The 19,772-nt window shown below is 30.8% G+C and carries 14 protein-coding genes and 1 other RNA gene; 10 read left to right on the top strand and 5 right to left on the bottom strand.

The window, feature by feature from the left end; translation table 11 throughout:
• Window positions 1-22: 22 nt before the first annotated feature.
• Both ssrA and BO51_RS05595 read left to right on the top strand, forming a co-directional pair.
• Window positions 23-373: a transfer-messenger RNA gene (ssrA, locus tag BO51_RS05600) on the top strand.
• 214 nt (window positions 374-587) lie between these two features.
• On the top strand, window positions 588-881 hold the full coding sequence (locus BO51_RS05595) for a GIY-YIG nuclease family protein (RefSeq protein WP_496484768.1): 294 nt from the start codon (window positions 588-590) through the stop codon (window positions 879-881).
• Window positions 882-908: 27 nt separating this feature from the next.
• Here the strand turns inward: BO51_RS05595 and istB are convergent, their stop codons facing one another.
• A complete protein-coding gene (gene istB, locus BO51_RS05590; RefSeq protein WP_496484766.1) occupies window positions 909-1,676 on the bottom strand; it encodes an IS21-like element helper ATPase IstB in 768 nt (255 codons plus the stop codon).
• A 5-nt stretch (window positions 1,677-1,681) separates the two neighbouring features.
• Entirely contained in the window at window positions 1,682-2,899 is a 1,218-nt protein-coding gene (gene istA, locus BO51_RS05585; protein ID WP_074366709.1) for an IS21 family transposase, read from the bottom strand.
• A gap of 400 nt (window positions 2,900-3,299) precedes the next feature.
• On the opposite strand from istA, the gene BO51_RS05580 reads away from it, so the two are divergent.
• The 8 genes from BO51_RS05580 (at window position 3,300) to BO51_RS05545 (ending at window position 15,518) form a co-directional block, all read left to right on the top strand.
• The gene (locus tag BO51_RS05580; protein WP_496484764.1) at window positions 3,300-6,335 is read left to right on the top strand and encodes a PD-(D/E)XK nuclease family protein; all 3,036 of its coding nucleotides are present in this window, start codon (window positions 3,300-3,302) and stop codon (window positions 6,333-6,335) included.
• Complete coding sequence (locus BO51_RS05575; protein WP_496484762.1) at window positions 6,332-9,520, top strand: UvrD-helicase domain-containing protein; 3,189 nt, start codon at window positions 6,332-6,334, stop codon at window positions 9,518-9,520. Before BO51_RS05580 ends, BO51_RS05575 begins: the two co-directional genes overlap by 4 nt.
• A gap of 220 nt (window positions 9,521-9,740) precedes the next feature.
• A complete protein-coding gene (locus BO51_RS05570) occupies window positions 9,741-11,087 on the top strand; it encodes an alanine/glycine:cation symporter family protein (protein ID WP_496484761.1) in 1,347 nt (448 codons plus the stop codon).
• A 147-nt stretch (window positions 11,088-11,234) separates the two neighbouring features.
• Window positions 11,235-11,741, top strand: a complete 507-nt coding sequence (locus tag BO51_RS05565) for a GNAT family N-acetyltransferase (protein WP_496484760.1) — start codon at window positions 11,235-11,237, stop codon at window positions 11,739-11,741.
• A 12-nt stretch (window positions 11,742-11,753) separates the two neighbouring features.
• Window positions 11,754-12,563 carry an ATP-dependent sacrificial sulfur transferase LarE gene (gene larE / locus BO51_RS05560; protein WP_496484759.1) on the top strand — a complete coding sequence of 270 codons (810 nt, stop codon included), beginning with the start codon at window positions 11,754-11,756 and terminating at the stop codon, window positions 12,561-12,563.
• A 13-nt stretch (window positions 12,564-12,576) separates the two neighbouring features.
• On the top strand, window positions 12,577-13,332 hold the full coding sequence (gene larB / locus BO51_RS05555; RefSeq protein WP_496484758.1) for a nickel pincer cofactor biosynthesis protein LarB: 756 nt from the start codon (window positions 12,577-12,579) through the stop codon (window positions 13,330-13,332).
• Window positions 13,322-14,593: a nickel pincer cofactor biosynthesis protein LarC gene (larC, locus tag BO51_RS05550; RefSeq protein WP_496484756.1), complete on the top strand. Its 1,272-nt coding sequence runs from the start codon at window positions 13,322-13,324 to the stop codon at window positions 14,591-14,593. The genes larB and larC overlap by 11 nt, the downstream gene beginning before the upstream one ends.
• Window positions 14,594-14,699: 106 nt before the next feature.
• Window positions 14,700-15,518, top strand: coding sequence for an SDH family Clp fold serine proteinase (locus tag BO51_RS05545; protein ID WP_496484754.1), 819 nt, complete (start codon window positions 14,700-14,702; stop codon window positions 15,516-15,518).
• Window positions 15,519-15,558: 40 nt separating this feature from the next.
• Here BO51_RS05545 and BO51_RS05540 read toward each other — a convergent pair whose 3' ends face one another.
• Genes BO51_RS05540 through BO51_RS05530 form a run of 3 tightly spaced genes read right to left on the bottom strand, consistent with a single transcriptional unit; the run spans window position 15,559 to window position 19,597 of the window.
• Entirely contained in the window at window positions 15,559-17,253 is a 1,695-nt protein-coding gene (locus tag BO51_RS05540) for a [FeFe] hydrogenase, group A (RefSeq protein WP_496484752.1), read from the bottom strand.
• A gap of 2 nt (window positions 17,254-17,255) precedes the next feature.
• Complete coding sequence (locus tag BO51_RS05535) at window positions 17,256-19,130, bottom strand: NADH-ubiquinone oxidoreductase-F iron-sulfur binding region domain-containing protein (protein ID WP_496484750.1); 1,875 nt, start codon at window positions 19,128-19,130, stop codon at window positions 17,256-17,258.
• Window positions 19,130-19,597: an NADH-quinone oxidoreductase subunit NuoE family protein gene (locus BO51_RS05530; RefSeq protein WP_496484748.1), complete on the bottom strand. Its 468-nt coding sequence runs from the start codon at window positions 19,595-19,597 to the stop codon at window positions 19,130-19,132. The genes BO51_RS05535 and BO51_RS05530 overlap by 1 nt, the downstream gene beginning before the upstream one ends.
• Window positions 19,598-19,772: the final 175 nt, after the last annotated feature.

Genomic DNA, 19,772 nt, shown 5'->3' with positions numbered 1-19,772 from the left:
GCTAATATGTAAATGTAAATATGGGGGCGAAAATGGTTTCGACGGGGGTCGTGAATCAGGAGTAGCGAGTCGTTGACGCCAAGCAACGTTAAAAGTGGCAACTAAAATAAACGCAGATAATAATTACGCACTAGCAGCTTAATTTAAGCTGCTCGTTCTATCTATGTTGCCCACGGCATAGAATAGAACGTCAAATTTGTGGGGAACCGAGTCTAGCAAAGCTTTGAGCTAGAAACGGAATATATGAAGCTACTGAGGCTTTCATCCTGCCAGTAGGAGGTTAGCTTCAGGAATTTTAAATTACTGGCTGCACTCGGAGAAACTCCTGTGGATCGGTTCTCGGACGTGGGTTCGACTCCCACCGCCTCCACCATACATAAACTAAATATTGATACAATAGGAACTCCTTGATTTCAAGGAGTTTAGTTGTTTTTATTTAAAATAAAATTTCATATAAATTAGCTAACTTATATGATAGAATTAAGAAAATTGGGAATTTATGATTAAAACAATTGATGTATATGTGTGGAATTATTTGCAGTAGTAGCTTTGTCATTCTGAGCGTAGCGAAGAATCTTAAAGGAGTGATGAATTTATACTATGTATATATGTTAACTAATTGGAACAACAAAGTTTTATATACAGGTGTTACAAATAGTTTAGAGCGGAGAATATATGAGCATAAAAATAAGTTAGTAAAAGGTTTTACGGGAAAATACAATGTAAATAAATTGGTGTATTTTGAATATACTTCAGATGTAAATTCAGCTATAGCAAGGGAAAAAGAAATTAAAGGATGGGCAAGGCAGAAGAAAAATCAATTAGTACAGGATGTAAATCCATTAAGTGTAAATGTCAATCCCAAAATGTATAATTTTTAGAATCTCAAAATGTACATTAATTAGAATTTAATTGTTACTACTTTTCTTTGATTCAAGCTGATCCATCTTATCCTTTAAACGATAAGAAGGACCAGTTATTTTTATTATTGTTGAATGGTGTATTAGCCTATCTAGAATTGCATTAGCAAGGGTTATATCTGAAAATACTTCTCCCCACTTGCTAAATGGTTGATTAGTCGTAATAATCGTTGAATTCTTTTCATATCTCTTATTTATTAGCTGAAATAGTAGATTTGCACCTTGCTTATCTATTGGTAAGTATCCTATTTCATCTATAATTAGCAGCTTATACTTAGAAAAGTGCTTTAACTTGGCTTCTAATCTATTCTCTGCATGAGCTTTGTTTAGTTGCATAATTAGATCATGGCAGGATATGAAATATGTTATATATCTTTTTTTAGCTGCTGCAATTCCTAGTGCAACAGCTAAATGGCTCTTTCCTACCCCAGAGGACCCATAAAAAAGTATATTTTCTTTGTTTTCTAGAAACCTTAAGCTCTCCAAATCTAACAATTGAGCTTTATTTAATGATGGTTGGAAATCAAAATCAAAATCTTCTAGTGTCTTTTCAAATGGGAAAGCAGATACTGCTATTTGAATCTTTGAAGCTCTATCATTTCTAAAATCTAATTCTTTTTCAGTCAAGTGTAATAATGCTTCCGTAAATGGAATTTGATTTTTAGTTATTTCCTCTATATAGTTAGGCAAGTAACTTCTAAATTTCTCTAACTTTAAAGTCTCTAGATTATTAAGTAGTTTTGTATAGCTTGTCATATTAATCACTCCTCAAGAAAAATATCCATACTCTTTAAGTTGTTTTCAATGAATTCCTCAATCCTTTCATCTGAATAATGCTTCAGAGCATCTGAACGAAGTATTTCTTTTACATGTTCTTTTTTGTAATGAAGAATTTTATCAGATATCCTATGACAAGCAATTAAATCTTTTGTATAATAGATATATATTTCAGAATCAATTTCTGAAATTGTTGTATATTTACCAATATATTTGGTAGGTACAGAGTATTTTTTCCCTTTATACCTGATCATAGATTCTTTGGATACCTTGTACTCTTTTTCGTGGTGGAAATATGATAGAAGCACATCCATTTTAGGTAAAGGGTTTAAATACTCTTTCTCTTTTTGAAATCGTAATAAAGGAACTTCATTAGTTGCTTGTGATATCTCATTATTTATCTCCATATTAAATGTATTTACTATTGCTTCTAACTCTTCAAATGTATCAAATTCTTCGTTGTAAGGGGTTAATCTATCTACTAACTTTGCCAAGGTCTCTACCTTACCTTTAGTCTCTGGTCTATATGGTCTACAGGTTATTATTTCAAATCCAGCATCTATTGAAAAGTACTTAAATTTTTGATTAATAGCTACATTTTTAAAGGTTGTCCTACTCCTGTCAACAACAGAGGACATATTATCGAATAATATTTCTTTAGGGACACCACCTAAGTATTTAAAACCATGGGTTAAACACTCAAATAACGTCTCCTGAGTTCTATCTGCAGTTAATTTTAAATATTTAAGTCTAGAGTATCCTAGTACCATTAGAAATATGTTAACTTCAAATATTTCACCATGTTTACTGAACATATTAATGCTTTCTTTCCAATCTACTTGAGCTTGTAACCCTGGGCTTGTATCAAATCTCAATGTGGCCTTTTTTATCTCAGACTTCTTATGATCTTTTACAAAGTTGTTAACTGTATGATAACCGCCAGTGTAACCTTTCTTTTGAATGAACTTATATACAGACATTGAGGTAGAACCATAGTTATCTACTTTATCTATGATAGTTTCCTTGAAATCGTCAATTTTACTCTTAAGATTTCTAGGTTTTCTAGTACCTGAACTAGGGTCGTTTAAATACCTATCAATTGTCCTTCTATCACAGTTAAATCTTCTAGCTAATTCACTCTTATTCAAGACATCAAAATCCTCCCCTATCAGTTTAATTTGGTTAAGTACATCTTTCCGCATAATATTACTCCTGTCATAGTTTTTTAGAAATATTATACAAGAAAAAATGTACAAATTTGTACATTTTGAGATTCTAATTTTTGTTCATATTCATTTTAACATTTACATTAAGGAAAGGTTTTTCGGAGGAGTTTAAATGATTAGATTCTTCGCTACGCTCAGAATGACAGGATTCTGAAATATGCTTAAAATGCTGGACTTGTCATCCTGAACGAAGTGAAGGATCACAAGTCGCATGATTTTTTAATCCAAGCTCCTTAATCTTAGAATTAAGGAGCTTTTTGCATATATGGATTTTTAAATAAAAAAATATGTACATAGTTTAACTATTATATTGAATATTAATAAATTACAGTATAAAATTAATGTAATTCATGCATCAAATAATCGAGGTGATTTTTTGCTTAATAGAGTTGTAGATACAATAAAGAGGAATGAAAAAGTAATATATTTAGCACCTTCAGATGAACTAATTGAATTTGTAAGAGAAAGTGTACTTAACGAATTAGGTGCATTATATAATATTGATGTTATAACATTTGATGATCTAATAATGAGGATTTCAATGGATTTTTTGGAGGAAAGAGAAATAATCACAGATGAAAGTTCGCTCATAATTTTAGAAGACATAATCAAAAAGATGCATGATGACAATATGTTGTATTATTTTGATAAAGTATACAACAAAAATGGATTTATCATCAATGTATTAAACGAGATTAGAATTTTGAAAGAAAATAACATAGGATATGAAGATTTGTTGAAGAATATTAATTCGCTAAATGATAAAGTTGCCTATAATAAATCGATTGAATTAGCCGAAATATATAAGGAATATACAAATAAACTTAAAGAATTAAACATATTAGATTTAAACGATTTAATACTTATTGCAATAGAAAATATAAATAAAACAAGATTTTTTGACGATGTCACATTATTTGTAATTGATGGATATATTGATGTATCAACTAGTGAAGAGACATTACTGAAGACAATAAAAAACAACTTCAATATGGAATATATTTATCATCTACCTTTAGATATCCCATTTGTTAGGTCTTTTGCAGAAAATGAGATTTTAAAATTTGCAAAGGAAAACAACTTTGAGATAATTTATCATGATTTCATTAAAGATAGCAAGTACAAAGAACTATCCAGTGTGGTATTCGAATCTGGAAAAGTTAAGTGTAATGAAATAGAAATCATTGATTCTCCATGTATCGAGGATGAGATAAGACAAGTTGCTGGTAAGATAAAGGATATATTGATGCAGAACGACAACATAGACTTATCCAGGATAGCATTGATTATCGCTGATAAGATGGCCTATGAAGAAAAAATACTTGATATATTTAATGAATATGGGATTCATATTGCATTGAGTAAATCAGAAAAAATCACAAATATTCCATTTATACGAACTTTAATTTCGTTACTAAAACTGAAAACAGACAGATTTAATAAGGATTTGTTAAAAGAAATTGCAACAAGCCCATATATCGATCTAGAAAGTAGAGAAGGCATTTTATTTATATTAAATTATTTTTACAAAGGGATTGATACTGCTGAGTATTTAAATAATTTATCCCAAGAAGATGCAAAGATTAGAGAAATAAGCAAGTCTTTTATTGCATTTGATGAAAAGGTAAGCGAAAGATTGTCACTTTTTAAATCAGAAGCTAAGTTCGAGGAGTTTAAGGACGAACTTATAAAAATAATTAATGATCTTAAGCTAAAGGAAAGAATTGCAGATTTATACAACAGCAATGATATTTCATTTGATTTGATGACAAGGGATTTAAAGGCCTTATTTGAATTTGAAGATATCTTAAATAATATTGCTAAATCATATGCTTACTACAATAGGGATATTAGCTACAATGAGTTTATATTTACACTTGATTTTTATCTAAGAGATAAAACTGTCACATTACATAACAAACTTAGTTATGGAGTGAAAGTATTAACTACTGACGTGATTAGAGGCACGACGTATGATTATGTATTTTTTATGGGGCTAAATGAAGGTATAATTCCTAGTATAATAAAGAATACTGGGATATATTCTAATAGGGAAAGGGATTTATTCAATAATTCAAAAATAAATCGAAACCAATATGAGATGGATAAAGAGAAGATAAGGTTTTTATTTTCAATAGCATCGCCTAATAAAGCGCTATATTTAAGTTATAGAACAGCGAATGAAGATGGATCATATATAGCTAAATCTCAATTTTTAGATGAGCTATTGTATAAGATAGGAGAAAATAATCCCAAAAAGGATCTAAGATCAATGAAAAATAGGTTTGAATTCAATTCAGTACATTCTAAAAATGAAGCTTTAATGAGATACTGTATAACACATGAAAAAGAGATTGGCGTATTATTGAGTAATATTTCAAGTAAAGAGCTAAATAATATCATAATGGCAAGAACTGTAGAGGACAAGCGAAACAGTGAAATATACACAGAGTATGATGGAAAAGTTGATGAAAAGTTAGTATATAAAATATTTGACGATGCTAAATACAGCGCTTCTAAAATAATGACATATAATAAATGCCATTTTAAATATCTTCTTGAACAAGGGCTAGGTGTATATAGATGGGATGAATACATATTTTCTAGTATTAATCAAGGCAATATATTCCACGAAATATTAGCAAACTATTATAGAGAATTTATTCATAATAAAACAATTTATGATGAACAGAAAATTGAATATTTAGCGGATGCAGCATTCAAAAAATACGGACTAGTTCTTGACGATATTTTAACTGATAGAGCAAAAAAGATTATTCTAGATAAAGCTAAAAAGTTTATTAGTATTGATGTTGAATTTAATGAGAAAATAGATTTTAGACCATTCTTTATAGAACAATGGTTTTCTGAAAATGACTTAATTGAAAATGCACAGATTTATGGCCGCATAGACAGAGTTGATTTAGAGTATTCTGAGAATAAACCTACAGGAAGATACATAGTATATGATTATAAAATGTCTAATGCAGGGTCGTTAAGTGATATTTTAAAAGGCGATGCAATACAGGTAATTATATATTATTTTGCTGTGGAAAAATTGCTTAGATCAAAAGGGTTAAATCCTAAGTGTGTTGCTCTTGTGTATTATGACATAACTAAAACACTTGAAAGAGGAAAACCTAAAATCTCAGGGATAATTGTAGATGAAACGAGAAAAATTCTCGATATTGATAGAAAAACTAATACAGTTTTGCAAAACAATTTGGATGTAATATTTGCTCATATAAATAAAAACTTCATAGAAAATAGCATAAAAGGGATAAATAAAGGGTTATTTACGCTGCCAAAGAAATGCAAATACATTAATAACTATGGTTATAAGTGCGATTTTCAAGATATCTGTCGATATAATCCTATTGTGTTAATGAATAAAAGAGAGGAAATAATATGATTGATTTAGAACAAATAATGCAGAAATACAATGTAAATGAAGAACAAGCAAGAGCGTTAGATATAAACAAAAATATCGCTTTACATGCAGGAGCTGGTTCTGGAAAAACAAGAGTTTTAACTAGGAGATATTTAAAGATATTACTCGATACAGATGCAAAAATTGATGAAATAGTTGCAATTACATTTACTAAAAAAGCTGCATTGGAGATGAAGGAGAGAATATTAGACTTAGTAAATGAATTTTTAGAAGATGAGAAAGACGATGAAATGGTATCTAAACTTAATGAAATAAAAGAAAATATGGTTCTTTCAAATATCTCAACTTTTCATAGTTTCTGTGATGATATAATCAAGGACAATTACTACTTAATTGGGATTGATCCAATGTATAAAATTATTGAAAACACAGATAGACAGGCAATGTTAAAAAAGTGTGCAGAAGAAATATTGAATTTATTCATTGAAGATGAGAGATATTACAGTTATTTTGATATGTATTTTTCAAATGTTAAAGTAAAATACGATTTAAAAACTCAAATTATAAATGAAATTCTGAGCATATATAAGGAAATAACAACTAGAGGAGACAGCATAAAAGAAGCTATAGAATATTCAACTAATAACATTATAAAGTATTATGAGAATGATGAGAATTATAGAGATTGTCAATTAGTTATTGACTTTATACTGGAAATGGTAAACGCAGTCGATGAAAAATTTAAGGAAGAAAAAAGAGCGTTAAATTTCATGGACTTTAATGATTTAGAAAGATACGCTTTAGAGATCTTAGAAAAAAATGATGAAACCAGAGAAAAGTTAAAAAATAGATTCAGATACTTTTTAGTGGATGAATTTCAAGATACTAATGAAATTCAATTAAAAATATTATTATATTTGACTGAGAATAATGGAAAAATTGAAGATGGGAAACTATTTGTTGTTGGCGATATTAAACAATCAATTTATCAATTCCGAGGAGCCAATTACAAAGTATTTGATCAGATTACTTCAATTATACAACAAAATGGAGAAAAGATGAATTTGTTAAAGAACTATAGAAGCCATGATAAAATAGTTGAAATAACTAATGATATTTTTAATAGGATCATAGAAATATATGAACCTTCTGAAACTACAAACTCATTAGAAGGAGAGTCTGGGTTTATCTTTACATTTATTGACAATACAAAAGAGGTAACAAATAATAAATTAAATATTAAAAAATTGAGAGAATCTCAGGTATCTGTTGAAGAACTATTGACACTGGTTGAAAAAAATGAAAGTGATAGTAGAATAAAAGAAGCCAATTTCATAGCGAACAAGGTAGCCGAATTAAACAATAAAGGCATGAGATATAAAGATATTGCAATACTCCTAAGAAATAGAAATAGTTTGAAAGAGTTTGAAAACGCATTAAAAGAAAAAAACATTCCATATACTGTGCTTGGAGGAATAGGATATTACGATTCTCAAGAAGTCAAGGATTTAATTAATTTAATTAAGTTTATGTACAATCAAGATGAGAAAAGATCATTTTTGGCATTGATGAGAAGTCCTTTTGTTGGCTTATCTGATAATGATGTGATTGAGGTCTTTTCTCGTATTAAAAGCACTGATGATTTAGAAGTGGCGAAAGGATTGAATAATAAAATTGATATATTATTTTATATAAAGCAAAAAGCTTCTTTTTTAAAGATACACGATTTAATTAAATTGGTTGATCATGAGCTAAACATACAAAAAATTCTTTTAATTCAAGATGATGGCTTGCAGAAATATAGAAATTATGAAAAATTTTTAGAAATAGCAATTGAATTTGATAATAAGGGGATTTATTCGCCACTTGAATTTATTGAGTATATTGATAATTTATCCAGTGAATCAGATCAGGAACAAGTGGCATTTTTGGACACTGAAAATAGCGATGCAGTTAAAATCATGACGATACATGCAGCAAAGGGGCTTGAATTTGAAGCTGTTTTTATTCCAGCCCTTGATTATCAGCTTACTAAAAACAATAATGAAAACTTCATATACGATACATCCACAGGCGATAGCTCTAGATTAGGTTTGTGTTTAAGAAATTCAAAGACAGAAGCAATGTTTAGCGATATAGTGAATAAAAAGGTCATAGAAAATAAATATGAAGAGCTGAGGATACTTTATGTGGGCATAACTCGTGCAATTAGGTTTTTGTCATTAAGTGGTATAGAAAAAAGGAATAATGCAAATACAATATTTGGCGAACTAAGTACTTTACCTTTTAATAAATATGAAGAGCTAACTAAATCATTTGATGATTATGAATACATCCAAGAAGAATCATCGATCAATAGACAACTTACTAGCCTAGATACAGCAAAAGTTCTTGATAATATTAATTTTAAAATTGATTATAATTCAAAATCTATCGTTAGTATTTCCAAGTACATGATGTTTAAAAATTGCCCTAGAAAATATTTTTATAGATATATTCTACATTTAGATAATAATAGATTAAATAAAAGCATGCTTTATGAGAACTACGAAGATATATCAGAAAATGCTTTAAATGCCACAGAGCCAACAGATGCTTTAAAACTAGGATCATTTGTACACGGAGTATTGGAGGATTTAGCATTAGATAAAGAGATAGACATTGAAGAAAGAATTAAAAAATATCTAGGCTCAATAAAAGAAAGTCAAAGGATTAGAATATATAGATTAATTGATAATTTCTTAAAAATAGAAAATAATCAAAGTATAAGTAAGAAAATAAAAACTGAGTTTGAGTTTAGAGTGAGATTATTGGAAAGCGATTTAATTCTTTATGGCATTATTGACAGGTTAGATGTTTATGAGGAAAATGGAGAAAAGAAAATCGATATTATCGATTATAAAACTAGCAGAGTGAATAGCATTAACGATGAGAAGAAAATAATGAAAGATTATGCACCTCAGTTTGTTGCATACAAATATGCGATTGAAAGAATCTACCCAAATATTGATATAAATCATATGTATATTTATTTATTAGACAAAGGTAAAAGAATAGAAGTAGCTTTTGATGACATAGAAGAAAGCTATATTTTAAATGACATTGTTAATATTTTTTCTAAACTTGAGATAGTGAACGAAAATGAATTTTTCACACAAAAGAATTGTGAAGGAGAATGCGAATATGGCTTTCTGTGTGGAATTTAAACTATTTTGATCTATTCCATGGATTTGTTTTAACAACATATGAGATGTGATACAATTTATAATTTTGTAAAGATAGTGGAAAAATTATTCTACTATCTTTTTTTATTTATATTAAATTATAAAATATTGTATAAATTTTATCAATATACCTATACAATCATATTAAAAAATATTATGGTAATATATGGAGAGAAATTAACAAACTATGAGGAGGTAGAAAATGGAATCATTTGTAAAGTTAGTCAACAGTTTTTTGTGGGACAAGTTATTAATTTATGCTCTATTACTTACTGGCATCTATTACACTTTTAGACTTGGTTTTCCACAAATAAGAAAAGTAGGAGCAGGTTTTAAACAAACTTTTGGAGGTTTATTCAAAAAAGACACAAACGAGAGTAAAGGTGGAATGACATCTTTTCAAGCTTTAGCTACTGCTGTGGCAGCTCAAGTAGGAACGGGAAACTTGGCTGGTGTTGCAACAGCAATTGCATCTGGAGGTCCAGGGGCAATTTTTTGGATGTGGGTTTCAGCGATATTAGGTATGGCAACTAACTTTGGAGAAGCTGTCTTAGCACAAAAATATGCAGACAGATCAGGAGAAGAAGTGACTGGAGGTCCAGCATATTATTTGTCAAGAGGAGTTAAAAGCAAATTTTTAGCGGGATTTTTTGCTGTGACAATAATTGTTGCACTTGGCTTTGTTGGAAATATGGTTCAATCAAATTCTATTTCAACTGCTGTTAATGCAGCTTTTAATATTCCAAAACCTATAGTGGGTGTTACGATAGCCATTTTTGCAGCTCTTATACTTGTAGGTGGAATGAAAAGAATTGGAAGTTTTGCAGAATTAGTTGTACCATTTATGGCAATTCTCTATATAGTCGGTAGTGTTATAATTATATTTAAGAATTCAACTACAATTATTCCTGCGTTTAAAAGCATATTTCAAGGAGCATTTACAACTAAAGCAGCTGTTGGTGGAGCTTTAGGAGTTACGATGAAACAAGCTGCTAGATATGGGATTGCTAGAGGCTTATTTTCAAATGAAGCTGGTATGGGTTCAACTCCTCATGCTCATGCTGTGGCAAACGTTGCACATCCGGCACAACAAGGTATGGTAGCTATGGTTGGAGTTATCATTGATACATTAGTTATTTGTACAATAACAGCTCTAATTAATCTTGTAACAGGAGCAAATACATTAGGATTGACAGGTATAGAGATGACTCAAAAAGCGTTTGGGTTAGGGCTAGGCAAGTTTGGTTTAGTATTTACTGCAATAAGCTTGTTATTCTTTGCATTTACTACTATTATTGGTTGGTATTTTTTCGGGGAAGCAAATATTAAATACTTATTTGGAAAAAAGGGTATAAACATATATAGAGGTTTGGTATTAGGTTTTATAATACTTGGTTCATTTGTGAAAGTTGAGATTGTCTGGGATATGGCAGACATGTTTAATGGGCTCATGGTAATACCAAATTTAATCGGATTAATCATATTGGCACCTCAAGCTTCAGCTATATTAAAGGATTACGATTCGACTTTTATAAAGCAAAGTAAATAAATTTAAACATATATAATAATATAATACTTCCAAATTAGGCAGTCTAGTTGATTCAATTAAGATTGCTTATTTGGAAGTATTTTTTTATTGTAAATAACATGATCTATGATTATAATTAGAGATACAAAATAATGTAGAGGTGAGTTTATGGAGTTTAGGAAAGCTACGCTAAAAGATGTTCCTCAAATAATGAACATAATTTATAAAGCTCAAGAAAATTTTAGAATAAAAGGAATCGATCAATGGCAAAACAACTATCCTAATGAAGAAATAATAAAAGATGATATTGATAAAGGATATGGATTTGTTTTAGTAGATAATGACTCAATCATAGGATATGTTGCAATTTCTTTTGATGGAGAAGAAACATACAATAAAATATATGATGGTAAGTGGCTTAGCGATTTGGAGTATGCAGTAGTGCATAGAGTAGCAATAGACGAGGAGTATAAAGGGAAGGGGTATTCATATATAATAATGGAAAATGTCGAAAAATACTGTACCGACAACGGGGTATATAGTATAAAAGTTGATACACATATTAAAAATATACCTATGCAAAAAGTATTAAGTAGACTTAATTATAATTATTGCGGCAAAATTTATATTAGAGATGGTAGTGAAAGAATAGCTTTTGAGAAGATACTGAAATAGAAGAGGTGAAAAATGGATACGTTGAAATTATTGTATAACAAAATAGAAAAATTACTTGAAGATGGGCTTTGTATAGCTTTTTCAGGTGGAGTTGATAGCAGTTTGCTGCTTAAAGTTGCTGCAGATATAAATAAAACTAACAGATATGTTTTATATGCTGTAACTTTAAACACAAAACTTCATCCTATAAATGACGTTGAAATATCAACAAATTTAGCCAAAGAAATGGGTGTAGCCCATAAGATCATTGAAATAGATGAGCTTCAAAATGATGAAATTTTAAATAATACTGTAGATAGATGTTATTTCTGCAAAAAATTTATGTTTCAAAAACTCGTGGATTTTGCTAAAGCAAATGGTGCTAAAAATATAATCGATGGTACTAATTTAGATGACCTATCTGCATATAGGCCTGGGTTAAAAGCTCTGAAGGAGCTGGATATAAAGAGCCCATTAGTAGAGCTTGGCATTGATAAAAATGCTGTTAGAAAATTGGCTAGCGATTTGGGTATAAGTGTTGCTAACAGACCTTCAGCACCTTGTCTTGCTACACGCATACCATATAATACAAAACTTGATTTAAATTTATTGAATAAAATTGATAAATGTGAAAATGAGATTAAAAAAATGGGATTTGATATTGTTAGACTCAGAGTTCATAATGAAATAGCTAGAATAGAAGTAAAAAGAGATGACTTATACAGATTATTAGATAACTCAGATGTAATAATAGATCTATTAAAACCCAATGGATTTACTTATATTACTGTTGATATCGAAGGGTTCAGATCAGGAAGCATGGATGTTAATATAAAATTTTAGAGGAAGTGAAAACATGGATTTAGAGGATATTTTGAAAAAAGTAAAAGCTGATGAGATTTCGATTGAAGATGCTGTTAAAACTTTAAAAAAAATGCCATATGAAGAGCTTGGATATGCAAAACTTGATCACCATAGAAAACTCAGAAAGGGGTATGGAGAGGTCATATTATGCGAAGGGAAATCGAAAGATCATTTAATTAATATATTTAAACATTTTGCAGAAAATGATGTAGATGTACTTGGCACAAGGGCATCAAAAGAACAGTTTGAAAGTGTCAAATCTGTGATCGAAAATGTAGAATATGACGATTTATCTAGAATTTTAAAGCTTAAAAGGTCAAGTTACAAAAATTTAGGTAATATTGCTATTTGTACAGGTGGGACTTCAGACATACCATTTGCTGAAGAAGCTGCACAAACAGCTGAATTTTTTGGAAGCAAAGTAATGAGAATTTATGATGTTGGTGTAGCCGGCATACATCGACTTTTATCAAAAATAGATGAGATATCTAGTGCAAATTGTATTATCGCTGTGGCTGGAATGGAAGGCGCATTACCAGGAGTTATTGCAGGTATGGTAGACAAACCGGTAATTGCTGTTCCTACATCGGTGGGATATGGCTCGAATTTTAACGGAATATCTTCGCTACTTACAATGTTAAATTCATGTGCAGAAGGAATTGCTGTGGTAAATATTGACAATGGCTTTGGAGCTGGATATATTGCAAATCAAATTAATAGACTGGTGGTGAGTTCTAATGGGAAATAGAGCATTATATTTCGAGTGTTATTCTGGAATCAGTGGGGATATGACTGTATCAGCACTTTTAGATTTAGGATTAGACATAGATACATTGCTTAATTATTTAGAAAGTTTAAAAATAGAAAAATTTAACATCAATATCAATAGGGTATATAAAAATTCAATATCAGCTTTGAAATTTGATGTAATTTTAGATGACAAGTTAAGCGTTAAAACTAAAGAAGAACAACATGGAAAAACAAAATTGAGTTCTTCATTGATATTAAAATCTGTTAAAAAAGAACATAAACATAGTCATGAGCATAGAAATCTCTTTGATATTCAAAAAATTATTGAAGATTCTTCTTTGACAGAAAATGCTAAAAGAATTGCAAAAGGAATATTTGAAATAATTGCTAAAGCAGAGGCCAAAGCACATGGCGTAGAAATAAGCGAGGTTCACTTTCATGAAGTAGGAGCAATTGATTCGATTGTAGACATAGTTGCTACTGCTATTTTGATCGATGAATTAAGTGTGAAAGATATTTATTTTTCTCCAATATCTGAGGGTAGGGGAACAACAAAAATTCAACATGGAATATTACCTGTTCCTGTTCCAGCAGTTGCAAATATATTTGCACAAAATAATCTCTATATGAATCTTACAGATGAAGAAGGTGAAATGATAACTCCTACAGGTGCAGGAATTGCGGCTTTTTTAAACTCGAAAAATAAGATGCCAGATAAATTTAAAATTAAAAGAATTGGATTGGGGGCAGGATCAAAAGATTTTTCGAGGGCTAATATATTGAGAGTATTTGAGATTGAAGAATTAGAAACTATTGATATAGACGAAGATGAAGTTTATTTACTAGAGACTAACATAGATGATTCAACAGGAGAAAATTTGGGATTTATTTTTCAAGAACTCATTGATAACGGAGCTAAGGATGTATACTACACTCCAATATATATGAAGAAAAATAGGCCTGCTTATATGTTAAGTGTTATAACTGATGAAGTCAAAAAAGAAAAGTTAGAAGATATTATTTATAAAAATACCACATCTATAGGTATTAGAGAGCAAAGACTAAAGAGAAGAATTCTTAATAGGGAATTAATAACTATAAACACGAAGTATGGTGACATAAATGCTAAAAAAATTCTTATCGATGATTGTAATTACAGGATTCAGCCAGAATTTGAAGATATTAAGAATATATGCAAAAGAGAAGGAGTTGGATTTAACAAAGTGTATTATGAGGTTCTTTCTGAAATAAATTATTGATTTAGCTATCAACTTATATTTTTGCTTAATTGTTTAAAATATTTTTGCTTAATTGTTTAAAAGCGGGGTAGTATTATAAATATAGATCATAAAAGGAGGGGTAGCTATGTTTTTTAACTTGCTTATGATTTTCTTCATAATATCAGCTTTACAACCATTAATCAAACAACAGTCCTTACGTGCTAGCAGAAGAAGGATCATTCATCAACTTGAAGTTAAAAATAAATCTAGAGTCATAACTCTTATTCATAGGCAAGAAAGCATGAATTTTTTAGGATTTCCTGTTATGAGGTATATAGATATAAATGATTCGGAACAGTTAATAAGAATAATTCAAATGACTGATGATGATATGCCCATAGACTTAATAATACACACACCCGGAGGCTTGGCATTGGCAGCTTTACAAATAGCGAGAGCCTTAAGAAACCATAAAGGCAGAGTTAGAGTATTTATCCCTCATTATGCAATGTCTGGTGGGACTTTGATAGCTTTAGCAGCAGATGAGATTATAATGAGCGAGAATGCGATGTTAGGGCCAGTAGATCCACAACTAGGGCAGTATCCAGCACCTTCTATTGTTAATGTTTTGAATAAAAAACCAGTTGACAAAATAGATGATGAAACTTTGATTATGGCAGATGTAGCACAAAAGGCAATTAATCAATTGTACAATTCAATAATATCATTATTACCAGATAGCTACACGCTAGAAGAAAAAAAACATATATCCAATATGCTAACGCAAGGGTTTTGGACTCATGATTATCCTATAACAGTTGATGTAGCAAAAGAATTAGGATTGCACGTGAGTACCGACATGGATCCTTTAGTATATCGATTAATGGATCTCTATCCACAGCCTGTAAATGCTACACCTTCAGTTGAGCATGGATACATTCAGAGGAACAAGAAAAACATTTAAAATACCTTCTAAAAATTTAGAAGGTATTTTTATATGTTCTCTATTTATGAATTTTGTGTACATGTAGTATTTCATGATCATCTTTTAATAAGCCTTCAAACAAGTCTCTAATCAATGGGTTTTCTTCAGATGACTTAATTTGAGCCGTTCTATTTAATGAATACAACCCACTAGCTCTTTTCTTTCGTTTTTCTTCATCCATTGGAGTTGGTTGGCCTCCACCAGCAATACAACCACCTGGACAAGCCATTACTTCAACGATATCGTATGTTTTCTCGCCGTTTTGTATTTGTTTGATTAATTCAGAAGCATTTTTTAGTCCATGAACCACAGCAATTCTAATTTCTTTTCCATCTAACACAAAATTAGATTCTTTTACCCTTTTCATACCGCGAACATTGCTGAAAATAATCTCTTTATCTGAAACTGAAGGTTTTTGTTTCATTAATCTAGTTAATACAGCTTCAGCAACACCACCGCTTGAACCAAATATTACACCTGATCCACTAGATAGACCAAATGGCATATCAAAAGAATCTTCATATAAATTATCAAACATCAAACCTGCATCCTTAATTAGCATAGCAAGCTCTTGTGTAGTTATTACTAAATCAACATCTCTTACTCCATCAGTTATAAATTCTTCTTTGCTTGCTTCAGCTTTTTTTGCAGTACATGGCATAACTGAAACAACAACTGTTTCTCTGCCATCTTCTTTATCTATACTCTTGTAATATTTTTTAAGAACTGAACCAAACATCTGTTGAGGCGATTTGCAACTTGAAATATTATGCTCGAGTTCAGGAAAATTATTGTTAGCATATTTAACCCATGCAGGACAGCAAGAAGTAAAAAGAGGTAAATTCTCGTTTTTTTCTAGTCTATCAACAAATTCTTCTGCTTCGGCCATTACAGTTAAATCAGCACCAAAAGAAGTATCAAATACACTTTCTACTCCCATGTATTTCAATGCAGTGATGATCTTTCCTATTGTTACAGTGCCAGGTGCTAAGCCAAAATTCTCACCTAAGGCTACTCTAACTGCTGGTGCTATTTGAACTACAACCCTCTTAGTTTTATCATTAACTAATTCCCAGAAGTATTTATTCTGATTTTTAATTGATATAGCTCCTGTAGGACAAATTGCTCTACATTGGCCACAGTCAACACAATTTACTTCTGAAATATTTTTATTGAATGCGGGCGTAATTTTCATCTTTGATCCTCTATATGCAAATGTCAATGCCCCTACGCCTTGAACTTCTTCACACATTCTGACACAATCACCACATAGGATACATTTGTTAGGATTTCTAATAATTGCTAAACTACTATAATCGATTTCGTGTTCTTTCATACTATTAGGAAATCTTACATCATCCATACAGAGCCTAGAAGATAGATCTTGCAACTTACAATTACCAGTTTTTACACATGTTGTGCAATCTCTATCGTGATTTGCTAATAGAAGCTCGAGTATATTTCTTCTGTATTTTCTTATCTTAGGGGTGTTTGTGTATATTTCCATACCATCTTTTGGCAAAGTAGAACAAGATGCTAAAATTCCACCTCTATCATCCTCTACTATACACATTCTACAAGCACCATACATACTTAGTTCTGAATGATAGCAAAAAGTTGGCAAATCTATACCAGCATTTCTTGCTACCTCCAATACATTTTGCTCATTTTCAAATTCGACTTTTCTACCATCTATAATCATCGTACCTTTCATGATTAGGCCTCCTTAACAGCTGAGAATGCACATGCTTCAATACAGCTACCACATTTGATACATTTGTTTTGATCTATTTTATATGGTTCTTTAATCTTTCCACTTATAGCATCAACTGGGCATACTCGTGCACATTTACTACACCCTCTGCAAAGCTCTTCATCAATATAAATTGTTTTTAATTTTGAACATACTTTCGATGGACACTTTTTATCAACAACATGAGAGATATATTCATCTCTAAAATATTTTAAAGACGATAATACAGGGTTAGGAGCAGTTTTACCAAGTCCACATAGTGAGGTTTTAGTAATTGTATCTCCGAGCTCTTCAAGCATATCTAAATCTTCTAAAGTGCCATTTCCATCTATTATTTTATCCAGTATTTGCAACATTCTCTTAGTACCCTCTCTACAAGGAATGCATTTTCCACAAGATTCATTTTGAGTAAAATTCATAAAGAATCTAGCAACAGAAACCATACAAGTATCTTCGTCCATTACTACCATTCCACCTGAACCTATCATAGCTCCCGCTTTTTTTAGAGAATCAAAATCTAAAGGTAAATCTAAATGTTCTTCACTCAAGCAGCCACCAGAAGGTCCTCCAATTTGGACAGCTTTAAATTTTTTCCCATTGGCGATGCCGCCGCCGATATCAAAAATAACTTCCCTTAGTGTTGTTCCCATTGGAACTTCTATCAGCCCAGTATTTTTAACGTTTCCAGTTAAAGCAAATGCTTTAGTACCAGGGCTATTTGATGGGCCATATTTTTTAAACCATTCAGCTCCGTTATTTATGATATGCCTTACATTTGCAAATGTTTCAACATTATTTAATACAGTTGGCTTACCCCAGAGGCCTTCTTCAACAGTTCTCTTTGCCCTTACTCTAGGCATCCCTCTTTCTCCTTCGATAGAAGCCATTAGAGCACTACCCTCTCCACAGACAAATGCACCTGCTCCTTTATTAATGTGGATGTCAAATGAGAAGGACGTTCCCAATATGTTTTCTCCTAACAATCCTATTTCTCTCGCTTGCTCAATAGCTCTTGACAACCTTTGTATTGCAAGTGGATACTCAGCTCTTACATAAATATATCCTTCTGTAGCCCCTGTAGCACATGCAGCAATTAACATACCTTCTAATATGCTATGTGGATCACCTTCCATAATACTCCTATCCATAAAAGCACCAGGATCTCCTTCATCGCCATTGCAGATGACATACTTTACATCTGAATCAAAGGACATTACTTGAATCCACTTTTTCCCTGCAGGGAAACCTCCACCACCTCTACCTCTTAAGTTAGCCTCAATCATTTCGTTGCAAATATCATTTTGACGCATATTAAGGGATTTAACAAATGCGCTATATCCACCAATCCCAATATATTCAATTATAGATTCTGCATCAATATGCCCACAGTTTTGTAAAACCATTCTTGTTTGTTTTTCATAGAAAGGAATTGATTCCTGTGAAGGATATATTTTATCATTAAATTTATATAGTAGTCTTTCAATTGGTTCATTATTTATCAAAGTCTTTTCAACAATTTCTTCACAATCATTGACAGTAACTTTTAAATATAATAAATTGTTAGGTTCAATTCTTACTAGTGGACCCTCTTCACAGAATCCATGGCATCCAGACTTCTTTATTCCAATAGAATTCTTGTCATCATGAATATCTAATACTGTTTCTACATTTAGTCCTCTTTGTGTACACAAAGATTTAATCTTATCGTAAACATCTAAAGAGCCACCAGCAACACATCCAGTGCCACCACATACGATTACTTTTTGTGTCTGGTTATTTAAAGCATTGTTAAATTGATTTTGAAATTTATAGAAATCTTCAAAGTTGTCTATTCGCATTATTTATCCTCCTTTAAAGAATTTAATAATTCTACTACAACCTCAGGAGTCATTTTACCATGGACTTTGTCATTTATTGTTATAACAGGAGCTAGACCGCAGGCGCCAAGGCATGATACAGTTTCTAATGTAAACATCAAATCATCAGTTGTTTTCTTACTATCTGTTAGTTTCAATTCTTTTCTAAGAGCTTCTAGTATTGGTGTGGATTTTCTGACATGGCAAGCTGTTCCATCACAAACTTTTATTATGTATTTGCCTTTGGGCTCTAATGAGAAATTCTCATAAAATGTTGCGATTCCAAAAGCTTTTGCAGGACTGATATCGAGTTTATTAGCAATATACTCTAAACAATCTTGAGGAATATAATTGTACTTACTTTGTACATCATGTAAAATTGCAATGATAGACGATTGATCATTACCGTGTTTGGATATGATTTCATCGATTTCATTAATCGAATACATAATCTAACCTCCTGTTAAATATTAATTAATTGTATTTATGCAATTATTTTAGCATATTATAATATATTGTCAATAAATTAACAAGATGTCTATATATTCAGTCAACTTGCCAGATATAGTAAATTTCGAGATTTCTCAAATACGAGGCAAAAATTAATTACATTTATGATATAAT

The organism is Soehngenia saccharolytica DSM 12858 (assembly GCF_059568515.1).
The sequence above is the reverse complement of the archived record's forward strand: the minus strand, read 5'-3'. Positions and strand labels throughout refer to the sequence as shown.

Bases quoted from the DNA above. Each gene is read 5' to 3' on its own strand.
- BO51_RS05575 (WP_496484762.1), top strand. From the start codon at position 6,332: ATGATTGATTTAGAACAAATAATGCAGAAATACAATGTAAATGAAGAA.
- BO51_RS05565 (WP_496484760.1), top strand. From the start codon at position 11,235: ATGGAGTTTAGGAAAGCTACGCTAAAAGATGTTCCTCAAATAATGAAC.
- BO51_RS05540 (WP_496484752.1), bottom strand. From the start codon at position 17,253: ATGAAAGGTACGATGATTATAGATGGTAGAAAAGTCGAATTTGAAAAT.
- istA (WP_074366709.1), bottom strand. From the start codon at position 2,899: ATGCGGAAAGATGTACTTAACCAAATTAAACTGATAGGGGAGGATTTT.
- larC (WP_496484756.1), top strand. From the start codon at position 13,322: ATGGGAAATAGAGCATTATATTTCGAGTGTTATTCTGGAATCAGTGGG.
- larB (WP_496484758.1), top strand. From the start codon at position 12,577: ATGGATTTAGAGGATATTTTGAAAAAAGTAAAAGCTGATGAGATTTCG.
- istB (WP_496484766.1), bottom strand. From the start codon at position 1,676: ATGACAAGCTATACAAAACTACTTAATAATCTAGAGACTTTAAAGTTA.
- BO51_RS05595 (WP_496484768.1), top strand. From the start codon at position 588: ATGAATTTATACTATGTATATATGTTAACTAATTGGAACAACAAAGTT.
- larE (WP_496484759.1), top strand. From the start codon at position 11,754: ATGGATACGTTGAAATTATTGTATAACAAAATAGAAAAATTACTTGAA.
- BO51_RS05530 (WP_496484748.1), bottom strand. From the start codon at position 19,597: ATGTATTCGATTAATGAAATCGATGAAATCATATCCAAACACGGTAAT.
- BO51_RS05545 (WP_496484754.1), top strand. From the start codon at position 14,700: ATGTTTTTTAACTTGCTTATGATTTTCTTCATAATATCAGCTTTACAA.
- BO51_RS05535 (WP_496484750.1), bottom strand. From the start codon at position 19,130: ATGCGAATAGACAACTTTGAAGATTTCTATAAATTTCAAAATCAATTT.
- BO51_RS05570 (WP_496484761.1), top strand. From the start codon at position 9,741: ATGGAATCATTTGTAAAGTTAGTCAACAGTTTTTTGTGGGACAAGTTA.